This is a genomic window from Actinoplanes sp. NPDC019969 (assembly GCF_055562375.1).
This window is the reverse complement of sequence record NZ_JBVHFK010000008.1, coordinates 295092-319118: the sequence shown is the minus strand read 5'-3', so window position 1 is coordinate 319118 and position 24027 is coordinate 295092. Positions and strand designations below refer to the sequence as shown.

At 70.5% G+C, this 24027-nt stretch carries 23 protein-coding genes; 2 read left to right on the top strand and 21 right to left on the bottom strand.

What is annotated here, in order from left to right:
- Positions 1-96: 96 nt before the first annotated feature.
- The 6 genes from ACZ3II_RS25105 to pyrR are packed head-to-tail and all read right to left on the bottom strand — an operon-like array spanning position 97 to position 8355.
- Complete coding sequence (locus tag ACZ3II_RS25105; protein ID WP_465520158.1) at positions 97-1125, bottom strand: quinone-dependent dihydroorotate dehydrogenase; 1029 nt, start codon at positions 1123-1125, stop codon at positions 97-99.
- Positions 1122-4481, bottom strand: a complete 3360-nt coding sequence (carB, locus tag ACZ3II_RS25100) for a carbamoyl-phosphate synthase large subunit (RefSeq protein ID WP_465520157.1) — start codon at positions 4479-4481, stop codon at positions 1122-1124. The genes ACZ3II_RS25105 and carB overlap by 4 nt, the downstream gene beginning before the upstream one ends.
- Before the next feature lie 4 nt (positions 4482-4485).
- Positions 4486-5592 carry a glutamine-hydrolyzing carbamoyl-phosphate synthase small subunit gene (gene carA / locus ACZ3II_RS25095; protein ID WP_465520156.1) on the bottom strand — a complete coding sequence of 369 codons (1107 nt, stop codon included), beginning with the start codon at positions 5590-5592 and terminating at the stop codon, positions 4486-4488.
- Positions 5589-6857, bottom strand: a complete 1269-nt coding sequence (locus ACZ3II_RS25090) for a dihydroorotase (RefSeq protein ID WP_465520155.1) — start codon at positions 6855-6857, stop codon at positions 5589-5591. The genes carA and ACZ3II_RS25090 overlap by 4 nt, the downstream gene beginning before the upstream one ends.
- On the bottom strand, positions 6854-7774 hold the full coding sequence (locus ACZ3II_RS25085; RefSeq protein ID WP_465520154.1) for an aspartate carbamoyltransferase catalytic subunit: 921 nt from the start codon (positions 7772-7774) through the stop codon (positions 6854-6856). The genes ACZ3II_RS25090 and ACZ3II_RS25085 overlap by 4 nt, the downstream gene beginning before the upstream one ends.
- Positions 7771-8355, bottom strand: a complete 585-nt coding sequence (gene pyrR, locus ACZ3II_RS25080; protein ID WP_465520153.1) for a bifunctional pyr operon transcriptional regulator/uracil phosphoribosyltransferase PyrR — start codon at positions 8353-8355, stop codon at positions 7771-7773. Before pyrR ends, ACZ3II_RS25085 begins: the two co-directional genes overlap by 4 nt.
- Before the next feature lie 287 nt (positions 8356-8642).
- Between pyrR and bldD the strand changes: the two genes are divergently transcribed.
- Positions 8643-9131 (top strand): transcriptional regulator BldD, encoded by a 489-nt coding sequence (gene bldD / locus ACZ3II_RS25075; RefSeq protein WP_014446326.1) that lies wholly within the window; start codon positions 8643-8645, stop codon positions 9129-9131.
- Positions 9132-9268: 137 nt separating this feature from the next.
- Here bldD and nusB read toward each other — a convergent pair whose 3' ends face one another.
- The 4 genes from nusB to aroB all read right to left on the bottom strand — a co-directional run bounded on the left by nusB (position 9269) and on the right by aroB (position 11815).
- Positions 9269-9703: a transcription antitermination factor NusB gene (gene nusB / locus ACZ3II_RS25070; RefSeq protein WP_465520152.1), complete on the bottom strand. Its 435-nt coding sequence runs from the start codon at positions 9701-9703 to the stop codon at positions 9269-9271.
- Positions 9703-10260 carry an elongation factor P gene (gene efp / locus ACZ3II_RS25065; RefSeq protein WP_465520151.1) on the bottom strand — a complete coding sequence of 186 codons (558 nt, stop codon included), beginning with the start codon at positions 10258-10260 and terminating at the stop codon, positions 9703-9705. Before efp ends, nusB begins: the two co-directional genes overlap by 1 nt.
- 74 nt (positions 10261-10334) lie before the next feature.
- Positions 10335-10754, bottom strand: coding sequence for a type II 3-dehydroquinate dehydratase (gene aroQ / locus ACZ3II_RS25060; RefSeq protein WP_465520150.1), 420 nt, complete (start codon positions 10752-10754; stop codon positions 10335-10337).
- Positions 10751-11815 carry a 3-dehydroquinate synthase gene (gene aroB, locus ACZ3II_RS25055; RefSeq protein WP_465520149.1) on the bottom strand — a complete coding sequence of 355 codons (1065 nt, stop codon included), beginning with the start codon at positions 11813-11815 and terminating at the stop codon, positions 10751-10753. The genes aroQ and aroB overlap by 4 nt, the downstream gene beginning before the upstream one ends.
- 195 nt (positions 11816-12010) lie before the next feature.
- On the opposite strand from aroB, the gene ACZ3II_RS25050 reads away from it, so the two are divergent.
- Positions 12011-12823, top strand: coding sequence for a polysaccharide deacetylase family protein (locus ACZ3II_RS25050; protein ID WP_465520148.1), 813 nt, complete (start codon positions 12011-12013; stop codon positions 12821-12823).
- Between the two features lie 47 nt (positions 12824-12870).
- Here ACZ3II_RS25050 and ACZ3II_RS25045 read toward each other — a convergent pair whose 3' ends face one another.
- From ACZ3II_RS25045 to ACZ3II_RS24995, 11 genes are all read right to left on the bottom strand, one after another.
- Positions 12871-13377 carry a shikimate kinase gene (locus ACZ3II_RS25045; protein WP_465520147.1) on the bottom strand — a complete coding sequence of 169 codons (507 nt, stop codon included), beginning with the start codon at positions 13375-13377 and terminating at the stop codon, positions 12871-12873.
- Entirely contained in the window at positions 13377-14555 is a 1179-nt protein-coding gene (gene aroC, locus ACZ3II_RS25040) for a chorismate synthase (protein WP_465520146.1), read from the bottom strand. The genes ACZ3II_RS25045 and aroC overlap by 1 nt, the downstream gene beginning before the upstream one ends.
- 68 nt (positions 14556-14623) lie before the next feature.
- Positions 14624-15523, bottom strand: coding sequence for a shikimate dehydrogenase (locus ACZ3II_RS25035; protein ID WP_465520145.1), 900 nt, complete (start codon positions 15521-15523; stop codon positions 14624-14626).
- 54 nt (positions 15524-15577) lie between these two features.
- Complete coding sequence (mltG, locus tag ACZ3II_RS25030) at positions 15578-16762, bottom strand: endolytic transglycosylase MltG (protein WP_465520144.1); 1185 nt, start codon at positions 16760-16762, stop codon at positions 15578-15580.
- Between the two features lie 187 nt (positions 16763-16949).
- Complete coding sequence (gene mltG, locus ACZ3II_RS25025; RefSeq protein ID WP_465520143.1) at positions 16950-18122, bottom strand: endolytic transglycosylase MltG; 1173 nt, start codon at positions 18120-18122, stop codon at positions 16950-16952.
- A 12-nt stretch (positions 18123-18134) separates the two neighbouring features.
- Positions 18135-18596 carry a Holliday junction resolvase RuvX gene (gene ruvX, locus ACZ3II_RS25020; protein WP_465520142.1) on the bottom strand — a complete coding sequence of 154 codons (462 nt, stop codon included), beginning with the start codon at positions 18594-18596 and terminating at the stop codon, positions 18135-18137.
- A 213-nt stretch (positions 18597-18809) separates the two neighbouring features.
- Positions 18810-19151, bottom strand: coding sequence for a hypothetical protein (locus tag ACZ3II_RS25015; protein ID WP_465520141.1), 342 nt, complete (start codon positions 19149-19151; stop codon positions 18810-18812).
- A gap of 146 nt (positions 19152-19297) precedes the next feature.
- A complete protein-coding gene (gene alaS, locus ACZ3II_RS25010) occupies positions 19298-21979 on the bottom strand; it encodes an alanine--tRNA ligase (RefSeq protein WP_465520140.1) in 2682 nt (893 codons plus the stop codon).
- Entirely contained in the window at positions 21976-22269 is a 294-nt protein-coding gene (locus tag ACZ3II_RS25005) for a hypothetical protein (protein ID WP_043528521.1), read from the bottom strand. The genes alaS and ACZ3II_RS25005 overlap by 4 nt, the downstream gene beginning before the upstream one ends.
- A gap of 17 nt (positions 22270-22286) precedes the next feature.
- Positions 22287-22736 (bottom strand): DUF948 domain-containing protein, encoded by a 450-nt coding sequence (locus tag ACZ3II_RS25000; RefSeq protein WP_465520139.1) that lies wholly within the window; start codon positions 22734-22736, stop codon positions 22287-22289.
- Positions 22737-22817: 81 nt separating this feature from the next.
- The gene (locus ACZ3II_RS24995; RefSeq protein WP_465520138.1) at positions 22818-23786 is read right to left on the bottom strand and encodes a hypothetical protein; all 969 of its coding nucleotides are present in this window, start codon (positions 23784-23786) and stop codon (positions 22818-22820) included.
- Between the last annotated feature and the right edge of the window lie 241 nt (positions 23787-24027).

Here is a 24027-nt window from a genome sequence, read left to right as displayed (position 1 = left end):
CCGCGGGGGCGTCGCCGGTTTCCGCGCCGGCCCTGCCCGGGCCGAGAAGCCCGGGCAGGGGATCGAGCGCGAGATCGTCATCGCGCCCGGCCGCGGTCATCGCGCGGCTGCGGCTCGCGACGGGCGGGCGCCGCGGGCGACCGCCAGGACCAGGTCCGGGCCCTGGTAGATGAAACCGGAGTAGAGCTGCAGCAGCGCCGCCCCGGCGTCGAGCATCCGGGACGCGTCGTCGGCCGACATGATCCCGCCCACCCCGATGATCGGCAGCCGGCCGCCGCTCTCGGTGTGCACGAACCGGACGACCTCCCGGGCCCGTACGGTCAGCGGCGCGCCGGAGAGCCCACCGGCCTCCCCGGCGAGGTGCTGGTCGGCGGAGGCGAGACCGTCCCGCGACAGGGTGGTGTTGGTCGCGATGATCCCGGCGGCGCCGTGCTCCAGGCAGACCTCGAGCAGTTCGGCGATGGCCGGCTCGGTCAGATCCGGCGCGATCTTGACGAGCACCGGCACCGGCCCGGCCAGGGCCTTGAGCAGCGCGCCGATGGCGTCCTTGTCCTGCAGGGCGCGCAGGCCGGGCGTGTTCGGCGAGGACACGTTGACCGCGATGTAGTCCGCGTACGGGTGCAGGAGCCGGTAGGACGTCAGGTAGTCCTCGACCGCGTCCTCCAGCGGCGTCACCTTGGACTTGCCGAGCGAGATGCCGAGCGGCACGTCCAGCGGGCCCAGCGCGGCCAGGCGGCCGGCCAGGGCGGCCGCGCCGGCGTTGTTGAAGCCCATCCGGTTGATGATGCCCTCGGACGCCTTGGCCCGGAACAGCCGCGGCTTGTCGTTGCCCGGCTGCGGCTTGGCGGTGACCGTGCCGACCTCGACGAAGCCGAAGCCGAGCGCGGGCCACGCGGGCAGGGCGATCCCGTTCTTGTCCATGCCGGCGGCGAGGCCGACCCGGTTCGGGAACCGGACGCCGAAGACCTCGACCGGGTTGGAGAACGCGTACCACCGGCGCATGGCGGCCAGGGCCGGCGCGGGCAGCGCGGCGAGCCGGTGCAGCGTCCACTCGTGGGCGTGCTCGGCGTCCCCGCCGCCCAGCCGGAACAGAGCCGGCCGGGCGACGTTCGTGAACAGGCTCACTCGTGACCCCGCAGCAGCTTGTGCAGCTCCTGCAGCGGCCGGACCGTCATGTCGCCGGCCCGGAGCGCCTCGATGCCCATCACCGCGGCGGCCGCGCCCGGCACCGTGGTGATGCTCGGCACGTCGGCGGTGACCGCGGCGCTGCGGATCTCGTAGCCGTCGCGGCGGGCGCCGGCGCCCGAGCCCTGCGGCGTGTTGATGATCAGCGAGATCTCGCCGGCCAGGATCAGCTCGACCGCGTTGCGCCGGTCCGGAGCCTCGTAGTGCTTCGGGACGATCTCGCACGCGATGCCGTACCGCCGCAGCACCTCGCCGGTGCCGGCCGTGGTGACGATCTCGAAGCCCAGGTCGGCGAGCCGCTTCACCGGGAAGATCATCGACCGCTTGTCCCGGTTGGCGACCGAGACGAAGACCTTGCCGCTGGTCGGCAGCGAGCCATAGGCGGCGGCCTGCGACTTGGCGAACGCCTGGCCGTAGCCGGCGTCGATGCCCATCACCTCGCCGGTCGACTTCATCTCCGGGCTGAGCAGGCTGTCCACGTTCTTGCCGGAGAGGGTGCGGAACCGCTTGAACGGCAGCACCGCCTCCTTGATCGCGATCGGCGCGCCGTCCGGCGTGGTGCCGCCGTCGCCCTCGGGCAGCAGCATGCCCTCGGCCCGCAGTTCGGCGATGGTGGCGCCGAGCATGATCCGGGCGGCCGCCTTGGCCAGCGGCACCGCTGTCGCCTTGGAGACGAACGGCACGGTCCGCGAGGCGCGCGGGTTGGCCTCCAGGACGTAGAGGGCCTCGTCCTTCAGCGCGTACTGCACGTTCATCAGGCCGCGCACGCCGATGCCGCGGGCCAGCGACTCGGTGTAGCGGCGCACCTCGGCGATGTGCGAGGCGGCCAGGTTGATCGGCGGCAGCGAGCAGGCCGAGTCGCCGGAGTGGATGCCGGCCTCCTCGATGTGCTCCATGACGCCGCCCAGGTAGACCTCGCCGGTCGCGTCGCAGAGCGCGTCCACGTCGATCTCGATGGCGTCGTCGAGGAACCGGTCGACCAGCACCGGGTGGTCCGGCGAGATCTCGGTGGCCCGCTCGATGTAGCCCTGCAGGGTCGGCTCGTCGTAGACGATCTCCATGCCCCGGCCGCCCAGCACGTAGGACGGGCGCACCAGGACCGGGTATCCGATGGTGTCGGCGATCGCCTTGGCCTCGCTGAAGCTGGTGGCGGTGCCGTGGTCAGGGGAGCGCAGCCCGTTGTCGTTGAGCAGCGCGCCGAACAGGCCGCGGTCCTCGGCCAGGTCGATCGACTCGGGGCTGGTGCCGACGATCGGGACGCCGGCCTCCTTGAGCCGGTTCGCCAGGCCGAGCGGTGTCTGGCCGCCGAGCTGCACGATCACGCCGATCACGCCGGGGCCGCCGGCCGCCTTGCCGGAGCTGTCCTCGGCGTGGAACACCTCGAGGACGTCCTCGAAGGTGAGCGGCTCGAAGTAGAGCCGGTCGGCGGTGTCGTAGTCGGTGGACACCGTCTCCGGGTTGCAGTTGACCATGACGGTCTCGAAGCCTGAGCCTGCCTTGCCGGCTTCGCCGGAAGACCCGGGAACAGAAGTGGAGCGGAGCGCCTGGACGGCGTGCACGCACGAGTAGTCGAACTCGATGCCCTGGCCGATCCGGTTCGGCCCGGAGCCCAGGATGATCACCTTGGGCCGGTCGCTGGGCGCCACCTCGGTCTCCTCGTCGTACGACGAGTAGTGGTACGGGGTGTTCGCCTCGAACTCGGCGGCGCAGGTGTCCACGGTCTTGTAGACCGGGCGCAGGCCGATCCGGTGCCGCAGCGCACGGACGCCGTCCTCACCGGCCAGCTCGGGCCGCAGCACGGCGAGCTGCCGGTCGGAGAGCCCGGACCGCTTGGCCCGGCGCAGCAGTTCCTCGTCCAGGACCGGCGCGGCCAGGATCTCGGCGCGCAGGTCGACCAGGGCCTTGATCTCGTCGAGGAACCACGGGTCGATCCGCCCGGAGGCCGCGTGCACCTGCTCGACGGTGGCGCCGAGGCGGAACGCCCGCTCGACGGTGTAGAGCCGGCCGTCGTGCGGCACCTTCAGCGCGGCGAGGGTCTCGTCCAGGGACTCGTCCGGGTCGGCGGCGGTCCAGAAGCCGACGGCCTTCGTCTCCATCGAGCGCATGGCCTTGTTCAGCGCCTCGGCGAAGTTGCGGCCCAGGCTCATCGCCTCGCCGACCGACTTCATCGTGGTGGTGAGCTCCTTGTCCGCGCCCGGGAACTTCTCGAACGCGAACCGCGGGATCTTGACGACCACGTAGTCCAGGGCCGGCTCGAAGGCCGCCGGGGTCTTCAGCGTGATGTCGTTGGGGATCTCGTCGAGGGTGTAGCCGATGGCCAGCTTCGCCGCGATCTTGGCGATCGGGAAGCCGGTGGCCTTGGAGGCGAGCGCCGACGAGCGGGAGACCCGGGGGTTCATCTCGATCACGATCATCCGGCCGTCGTCCGGGTTGATCGCGAACTGGATGTTGCAGCCGCCGGTGTCCACGCCGACCTCACGGAGCACGGCGATGCCCAGGTCGCGCAGGTTCTGGTACTCCCGGTCGGTGAGCGTCATGGCCGGGGCCACGGTGACGCTGTCGCCGGTGTGCACGCCCATCGGGTCGACGTTCTCGATCGAGCAGACGACCACGACGTTGTCGTGCTTGTCCCGCATCAGCTCGAGCTCGTACTCCTTCCAGCCGAGCACGCTCTCCTCGATGAGCACCTCGTGCACCGGGGAGGCGGCCAGGCCGGCGCCGGCGATCTGCTCCAGGTCCTCCGGCGTGTGCGCCATGCCGGAGCCCAGGCCGCCCATGGTGAACGACGGGCGGATGACGACCGGCAGGCCGATCTCGGCGACCGTCGCGCGAACCTCGTCCATCGAGTGGCAGACCCGCGAGCGCGGGGTCTCGCCGCCGGCCTTGGCGACGATGTCCTTGAACAGCTGCCGGTCCTCGCCCTTGCGGATGGCGTCGACGTTGGCGCCGATCAGCTCGACGCCGTACTTCTCCAGGACGCCGCTCTCGTGCAGGGCGATCGCGGTGTTCAGCGCGGTCTGGCCGCCGAGGGTCGGCAGGATCGCGTCGGGGCGTTCCTTGGCGATGACCAGCTCGACGAACTCGGGGGTGATCGGCTCGACGTAGGTGGCGTCGGCGAACTCCGGGTCGGTCATGATCGTGGCCGGGTTCGAGTTGACCAGGGAGACCCGGATGCCCTCGGACCGCAGGACCTGGCAGGCCTGGGTGCCCGAGTAGTCGAACTCGCAGGCCTGGCCGATGACGATCGGGCCGGACCCGATCACCATGACGTGCTTGAGATCTTCACGTTTCGGCATGTCGTCAGCCCTTCTTTTCCACGAGCTCGACGAACCGGTCGAACAGGTAGTCGGCGTCGTGCGGGCCGGCGGCGGCCTCGGGGTGGTACTGGACGGTGAAGGCGGGGACCTCGAGGCCCCGCAGACCCTCCACCACGTTGTCGTTCAGGCAGACGTGCGACACCTCGACACCACCGAACTCGGTGTCGATGCGCTGCCCGATCGGCGCGTCCACGGCGAAACCGTGGTTGTGGCTGGTCACCTCGACCTTGCCGGTGGTCTTGTCGAGGACCGGCTGGTTGATGCCGCGGTGCCCGTACCCCAGCTTGTAGGTGCCGAAGCCGAGCGCGCGGCCGAGGATCTGGCTGCCGAAGCAGATGCCGAACAGCGGCACCTGACGGCGCATCACCTCCTGCGCCAGGGCGACCGGGCCGTCGGCGGTGGCCGGGTCGCCGGGGCCGGGCGAGAAGAACACCGCGTCCGGGCTGACCGCCAGCAGGTCCTCGATCGAGGAGGAGGCCGGGAAGATGTGCGTGGTCACGCCGCGCTCGGCGAGCCGGCGCGAGACGTTGCGCTTGATGCCCAGGTCCAGCGCGGCGACCGTGTAGCGATGTTCGCCCTCGGCCTGCACGGTGTACGACGAGGCGGTCGTGACCTGCGCGGAGAGGTCCGCGCCGAGCATCTGCGGCTGGTCCAGCACCCGCTGCCGCAGAGCCTGCGGGTCCAGCTCCACCGACGAGATGCCGACGCGCATCGCGCCCCGGGAACGCAGGTGGCGGGTCAGGGCGCGGGTGTCGACGCCGCTGATGCCGACGACGCCCTCGGCCGCCAGGCGCTCGCCGAGGTCGCCGGTGGAGCGCCAGTTGGAGGGGCGCCGCGCCGGGTCGCGGACCACGTAGCCGGAGACCCAGATGCGGTCGGACTCGTCGTCCTCGTCGTTGACGCCGGTGTTGCCGATCTGCGGCGCGGTCTGCACCACGACCTGCCTGTGGAACGAGGGGTCGGTGAGGACCTCCTGGTAACCGGTCATGCCGGTGGTGAAGACGGCCTCACCGAACGTCTCGCCGACGGCGCCGTAAGCCTGTCCCTGAAAGGTGCGCCCGTCCTCCAGGACGAGGATCGCCTTGCTCATTTAACTGCCTTCCCGTCCAGAACCGTCGCCTCGCCCCGCAGGAAGGTCGCCACGATGCGACCGGGCAGGGTCATGCCCGCGTACGGCGTGTTGCGGCTGATGCTCGCCAGTGCGGCGGGGTCGACGACCCGCTGGACCGACGGGTCCACCAGCGTGAGGTTGGCCGGTGTGCCGGCCTGGGTGAGGTCGCCGCCGTGCCCGTCCAGCCCGGCGATGCGGGCCGGCGCGATCGACATCCGGTCGGCGATCAGGTCCCATTTCGGGCCGAAGACGCTCAGCACGATCGGCAGCGCGGTCTCCAGGCCCAGCATGCCGGGCCGCGCGTACGACCACTCGCATTCCTTGTCCTGCACGGCGTGCGGCGCGTGGTCGGTGGCCACCACGTCGATGACCCCGTCCAGCAGGGCCTGCCGGAGGGCTTCGACGTCGGTGCGCGTCCGCAACGGGGGGTTGACCTTGAAGACCGGGTCGTAACCCTCCGCGCGCTCGTCGGTGAGCAGCAGGTGGTGCGGGGTGACCTCGGCGGTCACCCGGACGCCGCGGGCCTTGGCCTGCCGCAGCACCTCGACCGACCCGGCGGTGGAGACGTGGCAGACGTGCAGGCGGCTGCCGACGTGCTCGGCGAGGAGCACGTCCCGGGCGATGATCGCCTCCTCGGCGACCGCCGGCCAGCCGGTGAGCCCGAGGCGGGTGCTGACCTCGCCCTCGTGCATCTGCGCGCCCTCGGTGAGCCGCGGCTCCTCGGCGTGCTGGGCGATGACGCCGTCGAACGCCTTCACGTACTCCAGGGCGCGGCGCATCAGCTTGGGGTCGGCCACGCAGAAGCCGTCGTCGGAGAAGATCCGCACGGCGGCCGCCGAGGAGGCCATCGCGCCGAGCTCGGCCATCTGCTTGCCGGCCAGGCCGACCGTGACGGCGCCGACCGGCTGCACGTCGACCAGGCCGGCCTCCCGGCCCAGGCGCCAGACCTGCTCGACCACGCCGGCGGTGTCGGCGACCGGCGAGGTGTTGGCCATCGCGCAGACCGCGGTGTAGCCGCCCAGGGCGGCGGCGCGGGAGCCGGTCTCGACGGTCTCCGCGTCCTCCCGGCCGGGCTCGCGCAGGTGGGTGTGCACGTCCACCAGGCCGGGCAGGGCGACCAGGCCGGCCGCCTCGATCACCTCGGCGCCCTCCGGCGAGTCGTCGGAGATCACACCGTCCTTGATGAGCAGATCGGTCGGCGCGGCGCCGAGGATCGAGACGCCCTTGAGCAGGTACGCCATCACTTGCCTCCCAGCAGCAGGTAGAGGACGGCCATCCGGACGCTGACGCCGTTGGCGACCTGTTCGACGATGGTGGAGCGGGGCGAGTCGGCCACCTCGGGCGCGATCTCCATGCCCCGGTTCATCGGACCGGGGTGCATGACGACGGCGTGCTCGGGCAGCTTCCTCATGCGCGGCATGTCGAGTCCGTAGCGGCGGCTGTATTCCCGGGCGGAGGGGAAGTAGGAATCCTGCATCCGCTCGGTCTGCACCCGCAGCATCATCACGACATCCGAGTCAGGCAGAACGCTATCGAGGTCGTACGACACTTTGGTGGTCTTCGAGAGGGCCGCCGACACATCCAGGGGTATCAGTGTGGGGGGTCCCACCAGCGTCACGTCCGCGCCCAGTGTCGTGAGCAGCAGAACGTTGGACCGCGCGACCCGGCTGTGAAGCACGTCACCCACGATCGCGACCTTGAGGCCGTTCAGGCGGCCCAGCCGGGACCGCATCGTGTACGCGTCCAGCAGCGCCTGCGTCGGGTGCTCGTGGGTGCCGTCGCCGGCGTTGACCACCGAGCCGTCCACCCAGTTCGCCAGCCGGTGCGGCGCGCCGCTGGCCGAGTGCCGGATCACCACGGCGTCGGCGCCCATCGCCTGCAGGGTCAGCGCGGTGTCCTTGAGGCTCTCGCCCTTCGACACGCTGGAGCCCTTGGCGGAGAAGTTGATGACGTCGGCGGAGAGCCGCTTGGCGGCCGCCTCGAAGGAGATCCGGGTCCGGGTCGAGTCCTCGTAGAAGAGGTTGACCACGGTGCGGCCGCGCAGCGCGGGCAGCTTCTTCACCTCGCGGCCGGAGAGCGCGGCCATCTCGGCGGCGGTGTCCAGGATCAGCGTGGCGGTGGCCGCGTCCAGGTCGGCGGCGGAGCGCAGGTGCTTGATCACGTGAGGCCTCCGATCAGTTTGACCTCGTCGGCGCCGTCGATCTCGGTGAGCGTCACCTTGACGCTCTCGCTGAGCGCGGTCGGGATGTTCTTGCCGACGTAGTCGGCGCGGATCGGCAACTGCCGGTGACCGCGATCGACCAGGACCGCGAGCTGCACCGAGCTGGGCCGGCCGAGATCCTTCAGGGCATCCAGGGCGGCGCGGACCGAGCGGCCGGAGAACAGCACGTCGTCGACCAGGATCACCCGCAGGCCGTCGATGCCCCCGGGCGGCAGCTCGGTCTTGCCGAGCGCGCGGGTGGCCTTGAGGCGCAGGTCGTCGCGGTAGAGCGTGATGTCCAGGGAGCCCACCGGGACCTCGACGCCCTCGAAGGCGTGGATGCGGGCCGCGAGCCGGTGGGCCAGCGGGACGCCGCGGGTGGGGATGCCGAGAAGAACGGTGCCGGTCGCGCCGGAGGTCTTCTCCAGGATCTGGTGGGCGATGCGGTCGACGACCCGGTGCAGGTCGGACCCCGCCAAGATGATCTTGCTGGGCGCGTCTGCGCGTGGCTGCGCCACGGCGGACCTCCTTCCCCGCCTCACGGGACGGGTCGTTAAAGGATGTCTGGTACGGGTCGCGCGCACGCGGACCCATCGGCTGACGCTACGTTACCAGCGGACGCCGCGTGCCTCATGGTGACGTGTCTGACTAGAGCAGACCGGACAAATCACCTCGTGTAGGGATACAGCCGGTGACTTTGGGGCGGGCCAGCGCGACTCATCGGTAACCAACACTTGACCGGCGGTCGCAAACTCCGTACCGTCACGCAGCGTAGCGATCCGTGAGGAAAGGAACCCTCACGGGCCAGCACAGTACCGGGAGTGTCCATATGCCGTCTGAGTACGCGAAGTCGCTGGGCGCTCGCCTGCGCTCCATCCGCCAGCAGCAGGGCCTGTCCCTGCAGGGGGTCGAAGAGAAGTCCAACGGCCGCTGGAAGGCGGTCGTGGTGGGCTCGTACGAGCGGGGCGACCGTGCGGTCACCGTGTCGCGCCTGGCCGAACTGGCCGACTTCTACCGTGTGCCCGTCTCGGAACTGCTGCCCGACGGCAGTGGCATCCGGCTCGAAGCCACCAACAAGATCGTGCTTGACCTCGAGAAACTGTACGACACCACCGGCGAGGACCTCGCCTACGTGGCGCGGTACGCCCGAGCGATCCAGCAGCAGCGCGGCGACTACAACGGCCGCGTCCTCTCCATCCGCGCCGACGATCTGCGCGCCCTCGCCATCGTCTACGACATCTCGCCGTCCGGTCTCATCGAGCGCCTGACCGAGCAGGGCGTCCTGGTGGCCGACCCGCGCGCCTTCTTCGCCAGCTGAAGAACGCTTAACAGATCAGCAACACCCCGTAGTGCCCCCCGTAAAGCCCGCGTCCCCCCGGCGCGGGCTTTCGCGTACACCAGCGCATATGCGAAACGGCCCGGACGGGAATCGTCCGGGCCGTTTCGCACAGAAGCTCAACGCGTGGCGAACGCCGCTATCCGGTCCAGCAGCCCGTTGAGGAAACGCGGGCTGTCGTCGGTCGACATCTCCTTCGCCAGCTCGACCGCCTCGGTGATCGCCACCGGGTCGTCCACGTCCGCCTCGTAGAGCAGCTCGTAGACGGCGATCCGGGCCAGGTTGCGGTCCACGGCCGGCATCCGGTCGATGGTCCAGCCCTCGGCGTAGCTGGCGATCAGCTCGTCGATGCGGTCCAGGTGCTCCGCGACCCCGTCGATGAGCGTCTTCGAGTATTCGAGGTGCTCAGGGTGCGGGCGGGCGATCCGGTCCAGGTAGGTGAGCAGCACCTGGCCCGGCGGCAGATCACGCAGGTCGGCCTCGAACAGGACGTCCAGCGCGCGCTTGCGCGCCTTGCGGCGCGCGAGCCGTTCCTTCTTGGGACCTTCCGCCATCAGCTGCGGCCGAGGTAGCGGCCGTCGCGGGTGTCGACCTTGATCTTCTCACCGGTGGTGATGAAGAGCGGGACGTTGACGGTGGCGCCGGTCTCCACGGTGGCCGGCTTGGTGCCGCCGGTGGAACGGTCACCCTGCAGGCCGGGCTCGGTGTAGGTGACCTCGAGGAACACGCTGGTCGGCAGCTCGATGTAGAGCGGCACGCCCTCGTGCAGCGCGACCGTGGCCTCGGCCTCGGGCAGCAGGTAGTTGGCGTTCTCACCGACAGTGCCGCCGGCCACGTGGATCTGGTCGTAGGTGTCCAGGTCCATGAAGACGTAGTCGTCCCCGTCCTGGTACAGGTACTGCATCGTGCGCTTGTCAACGGTCGCGGTCTCGACCTTGGTGCCGGCGTTGAAGGTCTTGTCCACCACCTTGCCGGAGAGCACGTGCTTCAGCGTGGTCCGCACGAAGGCCGGACCCTTGCCCGGCTTGACGTGCTGGAACTCCACGACGCTCCACAGCTCGCCGTCGAGGTTGAGCACCAGGCCGTTCTTCAGGTCGTTGGTGGAAGCCATGTCCTGCCTTGATCTTGTACGAATCGGTGACCGAACCACTCTACCGACGCGGACGTCCCCGGAGCGAATCGGGCCTACCGGGCGATGTGCTCCAGAGCCAGGCGATATCCGTCGAATCCCAGGCCCGCGATCACCCCGGTGGCGATGGCGGATATCACCGAATGGTGCCGGAACTCCTCGCGCGTGTGCACGTTCGAGATGTGCACCTCGACCAGCTTGCCGCGCAGCATCGCGCACGCGTCGCGTACCGCGTAGTTGTAGTGCGTCCAGGCCCCCGGGTTGAGCACCACGTCGGCGCCCTCGTCCGCGGCCTGGTAGAGCCACTCCAGCATCTCGTGCTCGGCGTTCGTCTGCCGCACCTGCACGCTCACGCCCAGGTCGTCGGCGACGTTCTGGCACAGGTCGACCAGATCCTGGTACGTGGCGGAGCCGTACACGCCGGGCTCCCGCAGGCCCAGCCGGCCCAGGTTCGGCCCGTTCAGCACGTAGATCATCGGGCCACCGCCGCATAGGCCGTACGCAGCAGGTCCTCGTCCGGCCCGGTCAGGATGCCCGGCTTCGCCAGCCCGTCCAGGACCACGAACCGCAAGGTGGCCGCCCGCGCCTTCTTGTCGACGCGCATGGCGGGCAGCAGGTCGTCGAAAGCGTCTTCCCGGTACGCCGTGGGCAGCCCCAGCGACTCCAGGACCGTCCGGTGCCGCGCCGCCGTCGCGTCGTCCAGCCGTCCGGTCAGCCGCCCCAGCTCGGCCGCGAAGATCAGGCCCACCGCGATCGCGTCGCCGTGCCGCCAGGTGTACTTCTCGTGTCGCTCGATCGCGTGACCCAGCGTGTGCCCGTAGTTGAGGATCTCCCGCAGCCCGGACTCCTTGAGGTCCACCCCGACCACGTCGGCCTTCACCCGGATCTTGCGCTCGACCAGCTCGCGCAGCACGTCGCTGCGCGGGTCCAGGGCCGCCGCCGGGTCCGCCTCGACCAGCTCCAGGATCCGCGGGTCGGCGATGAACCCGCCCTTGACCACCTCGGCCAGGCCGGCCGCGATGTCCGCGGGCGGCAGCGTGTCCAGGGCGTCCAGGTCGCAGATCACGCCGGCCGGCGGGTGGAAGGCGCCGACCAGGTTCTTGCCGGCGGCGATGTTCACCGCGGTCTTGCCGCCGACGGCCGCGTCGACCATGCCGGCGACCGACGTGGCGACCGGAACCCAGCGGACCCCGCGCAGCCAGGCGGCGGCGACATAACCCGCCAGGTCGGTGGTGGCGCCACCCCCGACACCCACCACCACGTCGGTACGGGTGAACCCGGCCTCGCCGAGGGCGTCCCAGCACCGGGCCGCGACCTCGATCGACTTGCCGCGCTCGGCGTCCGGCACCTCGATCGGCACCACCGTCCCGACGCCGGCCGCCTGCGCCACGGCCTCGGCGCGTTCCCGCAGCGGCGGCGGGTACAGCACCGCCGCCCGGGCCGCGCCCTCGATCATCGCGGGCAGCTCGCCCGCCAGCCCTCGGCCCACGACCACGTCATATGGACGGTCGCCCGTCACCGCAATCCGCGTCACCACGGCCCCACCCTATTAGGCCCGGCCCGCGGAACTCCGCCGGGCGCGGCGGGGTCCACCAGACGAAACGCCGGCTCCGGCAACCAGGGCGCACCGGGAGAGTCACCGTCCTGCCCCGAGGGAGCCCACGGCCCGGCCGAAGGTCATGTTGCGCCGGGTCGCTACTCTCACGGCCGCAACACGGGGGAGATCATCTATATGACCATGAACCGCCGTGCCGCGCTCCGAGCGGCACTGTTCACCGCGGGTGGCGCGGCGCTGGGCGCCACCGGCGTCGCCGGCGTGCCCAAGCTGCTCGGCTGGGACCGCCCACCGGTGAGCGGCGGCTACGCGGCCGCGGCTGACGCCCCCGAGGCGCTGAAGGCCGCGAACCTGAACGTGCGCTACTTCGTCGAGACCGACGAGCCGGTGGTGGCGTTCACCTTCGACGACGGACCCGCGCCGAACTGGACGCCGATGGTGCTCGACGCGCTCGACGCGGCCGGCGTGCCGGCCACCTTCTTCATGGTCGGCAGCAACCTGGAGAAGCACGCCGACCTGGTCCGCAACCGGATGGGCCGGCACGAGATCGCCAACCACTCGTGGTCGCACGACGACCTGGCCACTCTGGACCGGGCCGGTGTGGAGCGGGAGCTGTCCCGCACCCACGACATGATCACGAAGGTGTTCGGCCGGGAGACGACGCTGCTCCGCCCGCCCTACGGTCACCTCGGCGGGTCCACGGTGCTCGCCGCCGACACCTTCGGCTACGACATCGTGCTGTGGTCGCACCTGATGCGTGAGCTGCACTTCCAGAACGACCCGGACGGTCAGGTCCGCGACATCGTCGACAACGTCAGGCCCGGCTCGATCATCCTGGCCCACGACGTCGGCAAGGACCACCGGCTGGTGTCGCTGCGCGGCCTCGACGCCATGTTCGCCGGGCTGAAGGCCCGCGGTTACCGCTTCGCCACCGTCTCCGAACTGGTCGCCCTGGAGAAGCCGAAGGCCACCGCCCAGCGCACCGTCTGACCCCGCGTGTTGAGTTCGGTCGTCATACGCGCCCGAACTCAACACGCTTATCGGGGTCGGAGCAGATCGACCACTTCGGCGGTGATCTCGGGCTCGGTGCGGCCGTCGGTGGTGACCGTGTGGGTGGCCACCTCCAGGTAGAGCGGCCGGCGCTGCTCCAGCAGGTGCTTCAGGGTGGCGCGCGGGTTCAGCGCCAGCAGCGGCCGGCCGGCGCCGAGCCCGACCCGCTTGACCGCGTCGGTCAGCTCGACGGACAGGTAGACCACGATGTGGGGGGCGAGGAGCTTCCGCGTCCCCTCGTCGAGGATCGCACCCCCGCCGAGCGCGAGAACGCCGCCGAACGTCGCCAGGGACTCCGCCACGACCTCGCGCTCCAGGGCACGGAACGCGTCCTCGCCGTCGTCGACGAAGATCTCCGGGATCGGCTTGCCGGCCCGCTCCTCGATGATCGTGTCGGTGTCGGCGAACGGCACGCCCAGCTCGGCCGCGACCGCCGCGCCGACGGTGCTCTTGCCGGCGCCCATCACCCCGACAAAGACGGCGACCGGGGCCATCAGTGGATGATCAGATTGTCGAGGTACGACTGCAGGTTGCGCCGGATCTCCGCGACCGAGTCGCCGCCGAACTTCTCCGTCGCCGCCTCGGCCAGCACCAGCGCGACCATCGCCTCGGCGACCACCGCGCCGGCCGGGACCGCGCAGACGTCGGACCGCTGGTTGATCGCGGTGGCCGCCTCGCCGGTGGTGACGTCGATCGTCTGGAGAGCCCGGTTCAGCGAGGAGATCGGCTTGAGCGCGGCCCGGACCCGCAGCGGCTCGCCGTTGGTGATGCCACCCTCCAGGCCACCGGCCCGGTCGGTGATCCGCTTGACGCCGTCCGGCGTCCCGATGATCTCGTCGTGCGCGACCGAGCCGCGGGAGCGGGCCTGGGTGAACCCGTCACCGATCTCCACACCCTTGACCGACTGGATCGACATCAGGGCGGTGGCGAGCCGGGCGTCCAGCTTGCGGTCCCACTGCACGTGCGAGCCGAGGCCCGGCGGGACGTTGTAGGCCAGCACCTCGACGATGCCGCCGAGAGTGTCCGCGTCCTGCTTGGCGGCGTCGACCTCGGCCACCATCCGGGCGCTGGCCTCCGGGTCGAGGCAGCGCAGCGGGTCGGCGTCGATCCGGTCGAAGTCGTCCGGGGTGGGGATCAGGCCGGGCTTGGCGGCGACCGAGCCGAGCTCGATCACGTGCGAGACGATGTCGATGCCGAGCGCCTGCTTGATCAGCTGCTTGGCGACGACGCCGACGGCGACGCGGGCCGCGGTCTCCCGGGCGCTGGCGCGCTCCAGGATCGGGCGGGCGTCGGTGTGCCCGTACTTCTGCATGCCGGCCAGGTCGGCGTGACCGGGGCGAGGGCGGGTCAGCGGGGCGTTGCGCGCCTGGGCGGCCAGCTCGGCCGGGTCGACCGGGTCGGCGGCCATCACGGTCTGCCACTTGGGCCACTCGGTGTTGCCGACCCGGATGGCGACCGGTGAACCCTGGGTCACCCCGTGCCGGATGCCACCGATCAGCTCGAGCTCGTCCTGCTCGAACTTCATCCGGGCGCCACGCCCGTAGCCGAGACGACGGCGCACGAGGTCACGCATGATGTCCTCGCTCGTCACCTCGACCCCGGCGGGAACGCCCTCGAGCAGCGCGACGAGCGCCGGACCATGAGATTCACCTGCAGTCAGCCAGCGCAACACCGAAACAGTCTGGCACGAGGCGGGTACCGGGTGTCCACCCAGGCCACCCGGATCCCGCCCTCCGGAACTCAGGCGCGGTTGCGGACCGCCTCACCGAGCGCCTTGCGCATGGCCTCCTCCGGCGCCTCGGGCAGGCCGGTGAACTGCTCGAACTGGCTGAGCGCCTGGGCCAGCAGCAGATCCAGCCCGGAGAAGACCGGGATGTCCCGCGCGGTGGCGGCGGCGGCCAGGGGGGTCGGCCAGGGGTCGTAGAGGGCGTCGAAGAGCACACTGCCGGGCCGCCAGGCGACCTGCCCGGCCAGGTGGTCGGCGGCGCCCTTCGGAACCGTGGAGACGATCGCGTCGGCGTCGAACGCGGTGGCCGCGTCGTCCCAGGCCAACCCGGTGAGGGTGATGCCGAGAGCGACGGCGACCGGCTCCAGCTCGGTGCGGGCCTCGGGACGGCGGGTCACCAGGGTCACCGTCTCGGCGCCCAGCTGCGCGGCGGCGCCCAGGGCGGCCCGGGCGGTGCCGCCGCCCCCGAGCACGGTGACCCGGGGCGGGTCGACCTTGGCGGCGTGCCGGCCGGTGCCGGCGCCGAGGCCGGCCTCCCGCAGCACGCTCACCATGCCGACGACGTCGGTGTTGTCCGCGTGCCAGCCGCCGTCGGCCTGGCGGACCAGGGTGTTGGCGCAGCCGACCGCGATGGCCAGCGGCGACGCCGAGCCGGCCAGCCGCAGCGCGGCCTCCTTGAGGGGCATGGTCAGTGACAGCCCGGCCCATTCCGGGCCGAGGCCGGCGACGAGGTCGGGCAGCTCGGACTCGGCGCACTCGATCGCCGTGTAGGTCCAGTCGAGCAGGCCGGTCGCGGTGAAACCGGCGGTGTGGATGAAGGGCGAGAGCGAATGCGCGATCGGCTTGCCGCAGACGGCGGCCTTCCGCGCGGTCGGCTTCCCGTCGGTCGGCGGGGTCTCCTCGGGCTTCTGCACGGGCCTCACTCTACGGGTGGACCCGTGCGAATCGCCCTCACCCACACGCGGGCGTCAGCAGTCGGACAGCGGGATCCCGTTGGCGCAGGCCTTGTCCTTGTTCTTCTCGTGTTCGGCGTCGGTGGACGCGAACGCCGAGCGGCCCTGCTTGTCGACGGCGACGAAGAACAGCCACGAGGCGGTGGGCGGTTTCATCGCGCCGGTCAGCGCCGCCTTGCCCGGGTTGTTGATCGGCCCGACGGGCAGGCCCACCACGATCTCCGAGTTGTACGGGTTCTTCGGGTCGTTCATCTCGGCCACGGTCAGCTTGCCCGAGTGCTTGGCGTCCTTGCCGTTGAGCTGGAGCCAGTAGTTCGTGGTCACGTCGAACTGCAGCGGGATCTTGTTCTTGTACGCCCGGTTGTAGGCGACCCGGGCCACCTTCGGCAGATCCGCGGCGACACCCGCCTCGGCCTGCGCCAGGGACGCCACGATGAGCGCCTCGAACGGGGCGATGCCGCCGAGGTTCTTCGGCACGTTGTCGGCGAACTGGAGCTGGCCGGTCACGGTGAGGAACTGGTCCACCATGGTCCGCAGGATCTGCTGGGCGTTGGCGGTCGGGTCGAACTCGTACGTGCTGGGGTAGAGGAAGCCCTCCATGGTCTTGGCGACCGGCCGGCCGTCGGAGCGCTTGAACCACCAGTCCGGCACGCCGAGCGCCTCCGGGTCCTTGCCCGCCGCCTCGAAGTCCTTGACCGCGATGCCGGTGGCCTTGGCGAGCAGGTCGTACGTCTGCTTGACGGTCTTGCCCTCGGGGATCGTGACGCCCCGGCTGATCCGGGTGTTCGGGTCGAGCAGCTGGGCCACGGCCTGCTTGGCGGCCATCTGCTTGCGCAGCACGTACGTCCCGGACTGGATGTTCTTGCTGCGTGGCTCGGCGTCGGCCGCGTTCAGGAAGGCCTTGGTGCTCTTCACCACGTCGGCCTGGACCAGCTCGTTGCCGATCTCGGTGAGCGACGAGTTCTTCACGATCGTCACCTGGATGGGGGTGCTGCCGGAGCCCTCGTAGTCGGCGGCCACGAAGAAGCTCTTGACCTTGGTGTAGCCGAAATAGACGCCGCCGCCCAGCACGCCGAACAGCAGAAGCGTGAGGAACAGGGCGATCGCGGACCGTCCCCGGCCCTTGCGCGCGCGCTGGTCACGCCGGGACCCGCCCGATTCCGCGTCCTCTTCGAACGCCACGTCCAGTTCGTCGATCATGTCGCCTGCCTCCGCTGCCCCGTCCGGCCGTCCGGCACTGACGCGCACGATACCCATATCGATGCTCCGCCGCCCACCCCCGGCGTCTGTCACGCGCCCCGTGACAGCACGGGCGGATGGGAACAACCCACCTAACGGGGCGCGGCCGGCGGAGAAACTCCCACCGGCCGCGCCGAACACCCGAGGGTCATCCGCAGATGGGGATGCCGTTCCGGCACGCGATCTTCTTGTTGGCCTCGTGGTCGTCGTTGGTGACGCCGTACGCCGTCGTCCCCTTCGCGTCGATCGTCACGAAGAAGAAGTAGTTGCTCTTCGGCGGGTTCATCGCGCCCTTCAGCGCCACCTCGCCGGGGTTGCTGATCGGGCCGATCGCCATCCCCTTGACGTTGTAGCGGTACGGGTTGTTCGGGTTGTGCATCTCGTCGATCCGGAGCTTGTCGGAGGACTTCGCGCCCTTGCCGGTCAGCCGCAGCCAGTAGTTGACCGTGCTGTCCAGCTGGAGGCAGCTACACGGGAAGTCGCCGGTGTACGCCCGGTTGTAGAGCACCCGGGCGACCGGCCCCATGTCCTCGTCGAGCAGCGCCTCGACCTGGGCGATCGAGGCGGCGACGAGGGCCTCGTACGGCGAGATGTTGAGGTTGGCCTGCACCGTCTCGGCGAACTTCAGCTTGGCCATCTCGGCGTTGAAGTTCTTCACCATCATCTTGAGGATGTCGGCGGCGGTGGTCTTCTCCGGGATCTCATAGGTCGCCGGGTACAGGAAGCCCTCGATGTTGGCCTTGTCGACCTTCTTGCCGTCGCGGCGGGTGAGCCACGCCGCGGGGACGCCGAGCTTCGTGATGTCCTTGGCGGCGGTCTCGAAGTCCTTGACCGGGATGCCGCTCTCCTTGGAGAACGCCTCGAAGACCTGCATCTTCGTCCAGCCCTCGGGGATGGTCACGCCGTCGACCGCGAGGTTCTTCCGGTCCAGCAACATCAACAGCGCGTCGCTGGCCTTCATCTCCTTCTTGAGCTTGTACGATCCGACTTGAATGTTCTGACTGTCGGGATTGTCCTTGGCCGCGTTGACGAAAGCCTGCGCACTCTTCACCACACCGGCGGACTCGAGCGTCTCGCCGATGGCGGAGCCACCGTCGCCCTTCTTGACCGCGACGATCACCTCGCCGGTGCCCGGACCGTCGTAGTCGGCGGCGAGGAAATAGCCGCCGTAGCGGTCATAGGCGAACCAGGCGCCGCCCCCGAGCACCCCGAACAGCACCAGGACCAGGGCGAGCGCGAGGACGGACCGGCCGGCTCCCTCCTTCTTGCGATGTCGCCATCGCCCGGGATCCGGGTTGTCCTCGAACTTGAGCTCTTCCATCTCGCCGATCAATTAAGTCTGCCTCCGCTGCGCGTCGAGCCAGCTCTGCAGAATCTCCACAGCGGCCGCCTGATCCACGACCGCACGCTGGCGCTTACCCTTCACCCCACGCTCGGACAGCCGGCGGCTGGCGACGACCGTGGACATGCGCTCGTCGGTGAGAACCACCGGCACCGGCGCGAGGAGCGGGCTCAGCCGTTCCACGTACGCCCGGATGTGGCCGGCCGCCACACCCTCCCGCCCGTTGAGCGCGACCGGGAGCCCGACCACGACCTCGACCGCCTCGTGCTCGGCCACCAGTCGCGCCAGCTCCGTCATGTCCTTCGGCGTGCCGTCGTCACCGGTCTCCCGATCCCGCGGCACGGTCACCACCGGACTGGCCAGGATGCCGTCGGGATCGCACTTGGCGACCCCGACCCGCACCTGGCCGACGTCGACCGCCAGGCGGACGCCCCGAACGAAGCGCTGACTCACGCCATCATTCTGCACAGCACCAACACGCGCCTCCCGTACCGAACGCTTGATGCGAAGAGTAGCGATCGACCTTCTCGATGATCGCCTTCCGATCGCGTCCAAGAGCTTAGCCCCATGGCTGGCCGGAGCGCCGCCGCCCGGCACAAGGCCTAAAGATCCGCTAAGGATCGGCACACGGAAACGCGCGTCAGCGACTACTTTCCGTGACCTTTGTCAGAGGTCGATGGGGTTCGAGCAGCGGGAGGTGCCGGTGACGCAGATCTTGTAGTCGTAGCTCGAGTAGGCGTAGCCGACCGCCTCCGAGGAGCCGCTGCACGACGACGAGCCGACCCACTTCCACGAGGCGCCGCTGCCCTGCCGCTCCTGCCAACGGGCGCAGTGGCCGTCGGACGCGGTGTCGGTGGCGTACAGCCGCCAGTCACCGTTCTTGATCAGGACGGCCTTGCCGGAGGCGCCCGCCACCTTCGCGGTGACGGTCGCGGCCTGAGCAGCGGCCGGCATGACGGCGACCGCGAGCACGGCGCCGGCGGCAGCGCTGAGCAGCCGGAGAGACATCTTGCGCAACATTCCTCCAAGGAACGGGAAGAACGGAAATTCGGACACGCGACGATAGCAAGATGATGATGAGGATCATTCAGGTACGCCGGGTACGAGAGACGCCCCGGACGGGACCGTCCGGGGCGTCTCCCACCTACGACTGATCAGGCCTTGTCAGCGACCGCCTGCTCGACCGCCGCCAGCAGGCGCGGGGCGTCCGCCGCCGGCACGCCGCCGCCCTGCGCCAGGTCGGCGTTGCCGCCGCCACGGCCGGACAGCGCCGACTTCACCAGGTCCTGCGCCGAGATGCCACGGCCCTTGGCCGCCGCGTTGATCGCCACGATCAGGGACGCCTTGCCGTTGGCACGGGCGGTCACCGCGACCACCGCCGGGCGCGCCTGGTCGATCTTGCCGCGGATCTCCTGCGCCAGGGTGCGCACGTCGTTGCCGGCCGCGCCCTCCGGCGCCTCGGTGCCGACGTACGCCACGCCGCGGACGTCCTTGGCCTGTTCGGCCAGCGCGCCCGCCCCGCCGAGGACCATCTGCGCCCGCAGCTTCTCCAGCTCCTTCTCCGCGTCGCGCAGCGCCGTGACGGTCTGCTCGACCCGGTCGGCGACCTGGTCGCCGGGCACCCGGAACAGGTCGGCCAGGCGAGACACCAGCAGGTGCTCCTTGGCCAGGAAGCCGAACGCGTCCAAGCCGACCAGGGCCTCCACCCGCCGCACGCCGGAGCCGATCGACGACTCGGTGAGGATCTTCACCAGGCCGAGCTGGCCGGAGCGGGAGACGTGGGTGCCACCGCACAGCTCACGCGCGTAGTCGCCGACCTCGACGACCCGTACCTCGTCGCCGTACTTCTCGCCGAACAGCGCCATCGCGCCGAGCCGCCGCGCCTCCTCCTGCGAGGTGACGAACGCGTTCACCTCGAGGTCGCGCAGCAGCACCTCGTTGATCTGCTGCTCCACGTCGAACAGCACCGACGGGTTGACCGCGCCCGGGGTGTGGAAGTCGAACCGCAGCCGGCCCGGCGCGTTCAGCGAGCCCGCCTGGGTCGCCGACTCGCCGAGGAAGTTGCGCATCGTCTGGTGCACCAGGTGCGTCGCGGTGTGCGACCGGGAGATCGCCTTGCGGCGGGTCACGTCGATCTCGGCCAGCGCCGTCTCGCCCTGCCGCACCTCGCCGCGCACCACGCGCGCCTTGTGCACAATCAGGCCGGGCAGCGGCTGCTGCACGTCGACGATCTCCAGCCGGCCGCCGCCGACGTTGATCACACCGGTGTCGGCCTGCTGACCGCCGCCCTCCGCGTAGAACGGGGTGGCGTCCAGCACCAGCTCGACGAAGTCGCCCTCGCCGGCCACCTCGAGCCGGCCCGAGCCGCCGATCAGCGCCCGCACCGTGGACTCGCGGGTGATCTCCTGGTAGCCGGTGAACTGGACCGCGCCGCCCGCGTCCAGCGCCGAACGGTACGCCGAGAGGTCCGCGTGGCCGGTCTTGCGCGCCGCCGCGTCCGCCTTCGCCCGGGCCCGCTGGTCGGCCATCAGCCGGCGGAAGCCGTCCTGGTCGACCTGCAGGCCCTGCTCCTGCGCGATCTCCAGGGTCAGGTCGATCGGGAAGCCGTACGTGTCGTGCAGCTGGAACGCCTTGCCACCCGCCAGGCTGGTCCCGCCGGACTGCTTGGTCTCGGTGATCGCCAGGTCGAGGATCGTGGTGCCGGCCTTCAGCGTGGAGAGGAACTGGTCCTCCTCCGCGTACGCGTACGTCGAGATCCGCTCGAAGTCCGTCGCCAGCTCCGGGTACGACGGGGACATGCAGTCCCGCGCGATCGGCAGCAGGATCGGCAGCGCCCGCTCCTGCCAGCCGAGCAGCCGGATCGACCGGATCGCCCGGCGCATGATCCGGCGCAGCACGTAGCCGCGGCCCTCGTTGGTCGGGGTGACGCCGTCGCCGATCAGCATCAGCGCGGTCCGGACGTGGTCCGCGATCACCCGCAGCCGCACGTCGTCCGGGTGGCTCTGGTTCGCCGCGTGACCGGAGTTCTTGCCGTACTCCTTGCCGGTCATCTCGGCGGCCTTGGCCAGGATCGGGCGGACCTCGTCGATCTCGTACAGGTTGTCGACGCCCTGCAGGATCGACGCGATGCGCTCCAGGCCCATGCCGGTGTCGATGTTCTGCTTCGGCAGGTCACCGACGATCGTGAACTCTTCCTTCGACTTCACGTTCGTGATCTCGTGCTGCATGAAGACCAGGTTCCAGAACTCCAGGTACCGGTCCTCGTCGACCTCCGGGCCGCCCTCCTGGCCGTACGCCGCACCGCGGTCGTAGTACAGCTCGGAGCACGGGCCCGCCGGGCCCGGGATGCCCATCGACCAGAAGTTGTCCTTCTTGCCGCGGCGCACGATCCGCTCGGCGGGCAGGCCGGTCTGCTTCCAGATCTCGATGGCCTCGTCGTCGTCCAGGTAGACGGTGGCCCAGATCTTCTCCGGGTCCAGGCCGAAACCGCCCTGCTCGACCGGCTTCGTGGACAGCTCCCACGCCAGCGGGATCGCGCCCGCCTTGAAATAGTCGCCGAACGAGAAGTTGCCGTTCATCTGGAAGAACGTGCCGTGCCGGCTGGTCTTGCCGACCTCGTCGATGTCCGGGGTGCGGATGCACTTCTGCACGCTCGCGGCGCGCGCGTACGACGGCGTCTGCTGCCCCAGGAAGAACGGGACGAACTGCACCATGCCGGCGTTGATGAACAGCAGGTTCGGGTCGTCGATGGCCGGCAGCGGGGCACTCGGGACCACCGTGTGCCCGTTCGCCTCGAAATGCGCCAGGAAGCGCCGCTTGACTTCCGCCGTTCTCATCGATTTCCCTCTTCCTGCGAGCCGGGCCACGCGTCGTCACGCAGCTCGGCGAACTTGTCCTCGTACAGCTCACCCGCGGCGAACGCCTCGTTGATCTGCTGCTCCCGCTCGGCCATTCCCTCGCGGACGTCCTCCACGAAGCTACGCAGCGACTCGACGAGGCCGCCAGCGGATTCCGACAGCGAGGTGGCGATCCCCGTAGGGGTGAACTCGTTCGCCTTCTGATTGAGCTTGCGGACCACGAGGGCGCCGACGGCCAAGCCGACGCCGAGCCACAGCAGGCGCTTCATGACGTCTCTCTACCTCTCTAGCGGGCGGACTTGCGGCGCTGCTTGATGGCGGCGCGGACCTCGCGCTCATCCTCGGCGGACCGGCGGGCGGCGGCGGCCTTGCGCAGGCCGTATCCGAACGAGGCCACCTTGACCAACGGGTTCGCGGCGGCGGCGGACACGACGGTGACCAGGTTCGCGACGTTCGCCGTCACGTTCTGGGCGTGCTCGGTCATCGTGTCGACCTTGGCCAGTTGCAGGTTCACGCCGTCCAAGGAGACCTGAACCTGACCCAGCGCGGTGTTCACGTTCTCCACCGTGTGGTTCACGTTGGTGAGCAGCGGCCCGGTCCGGTCGGTCAGGTCGTTGATGGCGTTGGTCGTGGCGTCGATGGTGCGCCCCAGCTTGAGGATCGGCACGGCCAGCACGAGGACGAGCATGGCGAAGGCGCCCGCCGCGACGAGCCCTGCGATATCTCCGGAATCCATGTGGCGCGTTCTCCTATTCGGGTGGTCACGGGGTTCGGCGGGACGACTAGCAGACCCTACCGTCCGTGACCACCACGCGCGTCACGACGTCTTGGGTGTCGACTGTAAGAGCGGATCGTCGGTCCGCAGCACCGTCTCCGGCTGCTGTCCCTTCGGCCCCGGCGCCGGGTCCGTCTCACCCCGATGGTCGGCGATGGTGTTCTGCACCTTGATCCGCACCGACGATCCGGTGCACGTGCCCGGGTCCGCGGGCACCGCGCCCTCCGCGCCGGCCGTCGGGTTCAGCCCCGCGGCGAACTCGTCCACGGCACAGTCCGGCAGGCCCACGTATAGGTCCAAAGTGAGTTCATCACGCCGCCAGCAGGTGTGCGAGTCCTCCTCCGGGCGTGCCGGGGTCTCGCAGGCGGGGTTCTTCCACTGGTCCCAGCCGGCCGCGGCGAGGGCTTTCGCGTACGCCTCGGTCGTCTCCTTCAGATCCCCCGTGGAGTCGGCCTCCCGCTCCCGGAACGAGCACTTCAGGAAACAGAACGTGCTGCCGCTCTCCTGATCCTCCGGCCCCTGCGAGTACCGGCTGTCCAGCTGCAGCTCGTTCAGCGACGCGAAGACCGGGTCGCTCGACATCGCCCGCACACTGAAGAACGCCGGCAGAACCAGCAGCACCAGCGCCGCCAGAGAGATCAACGTCACCAGCCGCAGCCGGCGTTCGGTGCGCATCTTGCGGCGCAGTTCGGCCCCGGCGCCGCGCAGCCCGCCTTCCGGTTCGGCGTCCGTCTCACGGAGGGGCAGCTGCCCACTGTCCTCTTCCGGTACGCCCGGAGCACCGCCCCGCACCGCCGCGGCAGCCCTGCCGTTCCCGGCCCCGGGACCGCTCGGCGCCCCGGGGCCGGCAGCCACCAGCGCGCGGCCGGCGCCGGGGACACTCGCCGCCCCGACGCTCGCCGCACCTGTCGCCGTCCCGACGCCGGCCGCGCCGGTTGCCGGGCCCACGCCCGCCGCGCCCTTCGCCGTTCCGGGGCCGCCGTCGGGGCCTCCGGCGCCCCGGCCGGGCACAGCCGCTCCGCCGCGCACCGGTCCGCTCGGTGCGGCGCCGTCCCGTGGCGGGCCGTCCGTTCCGGGTCCGTTCCGGCCCGGTGCGCCGTCCGGGCCACCGGTAGGTTGTCCCGGCACCGTGGCGCCACCAAGGGCACGCCCCGGCACAGCCACGCCACCGACGGCACGTACCGGTCCGTCCGGACCGGTTCCCGGCTGCCCCGGAACCGCGGCGCCACCCCGGGCCCGCGCCGGTCCGTCC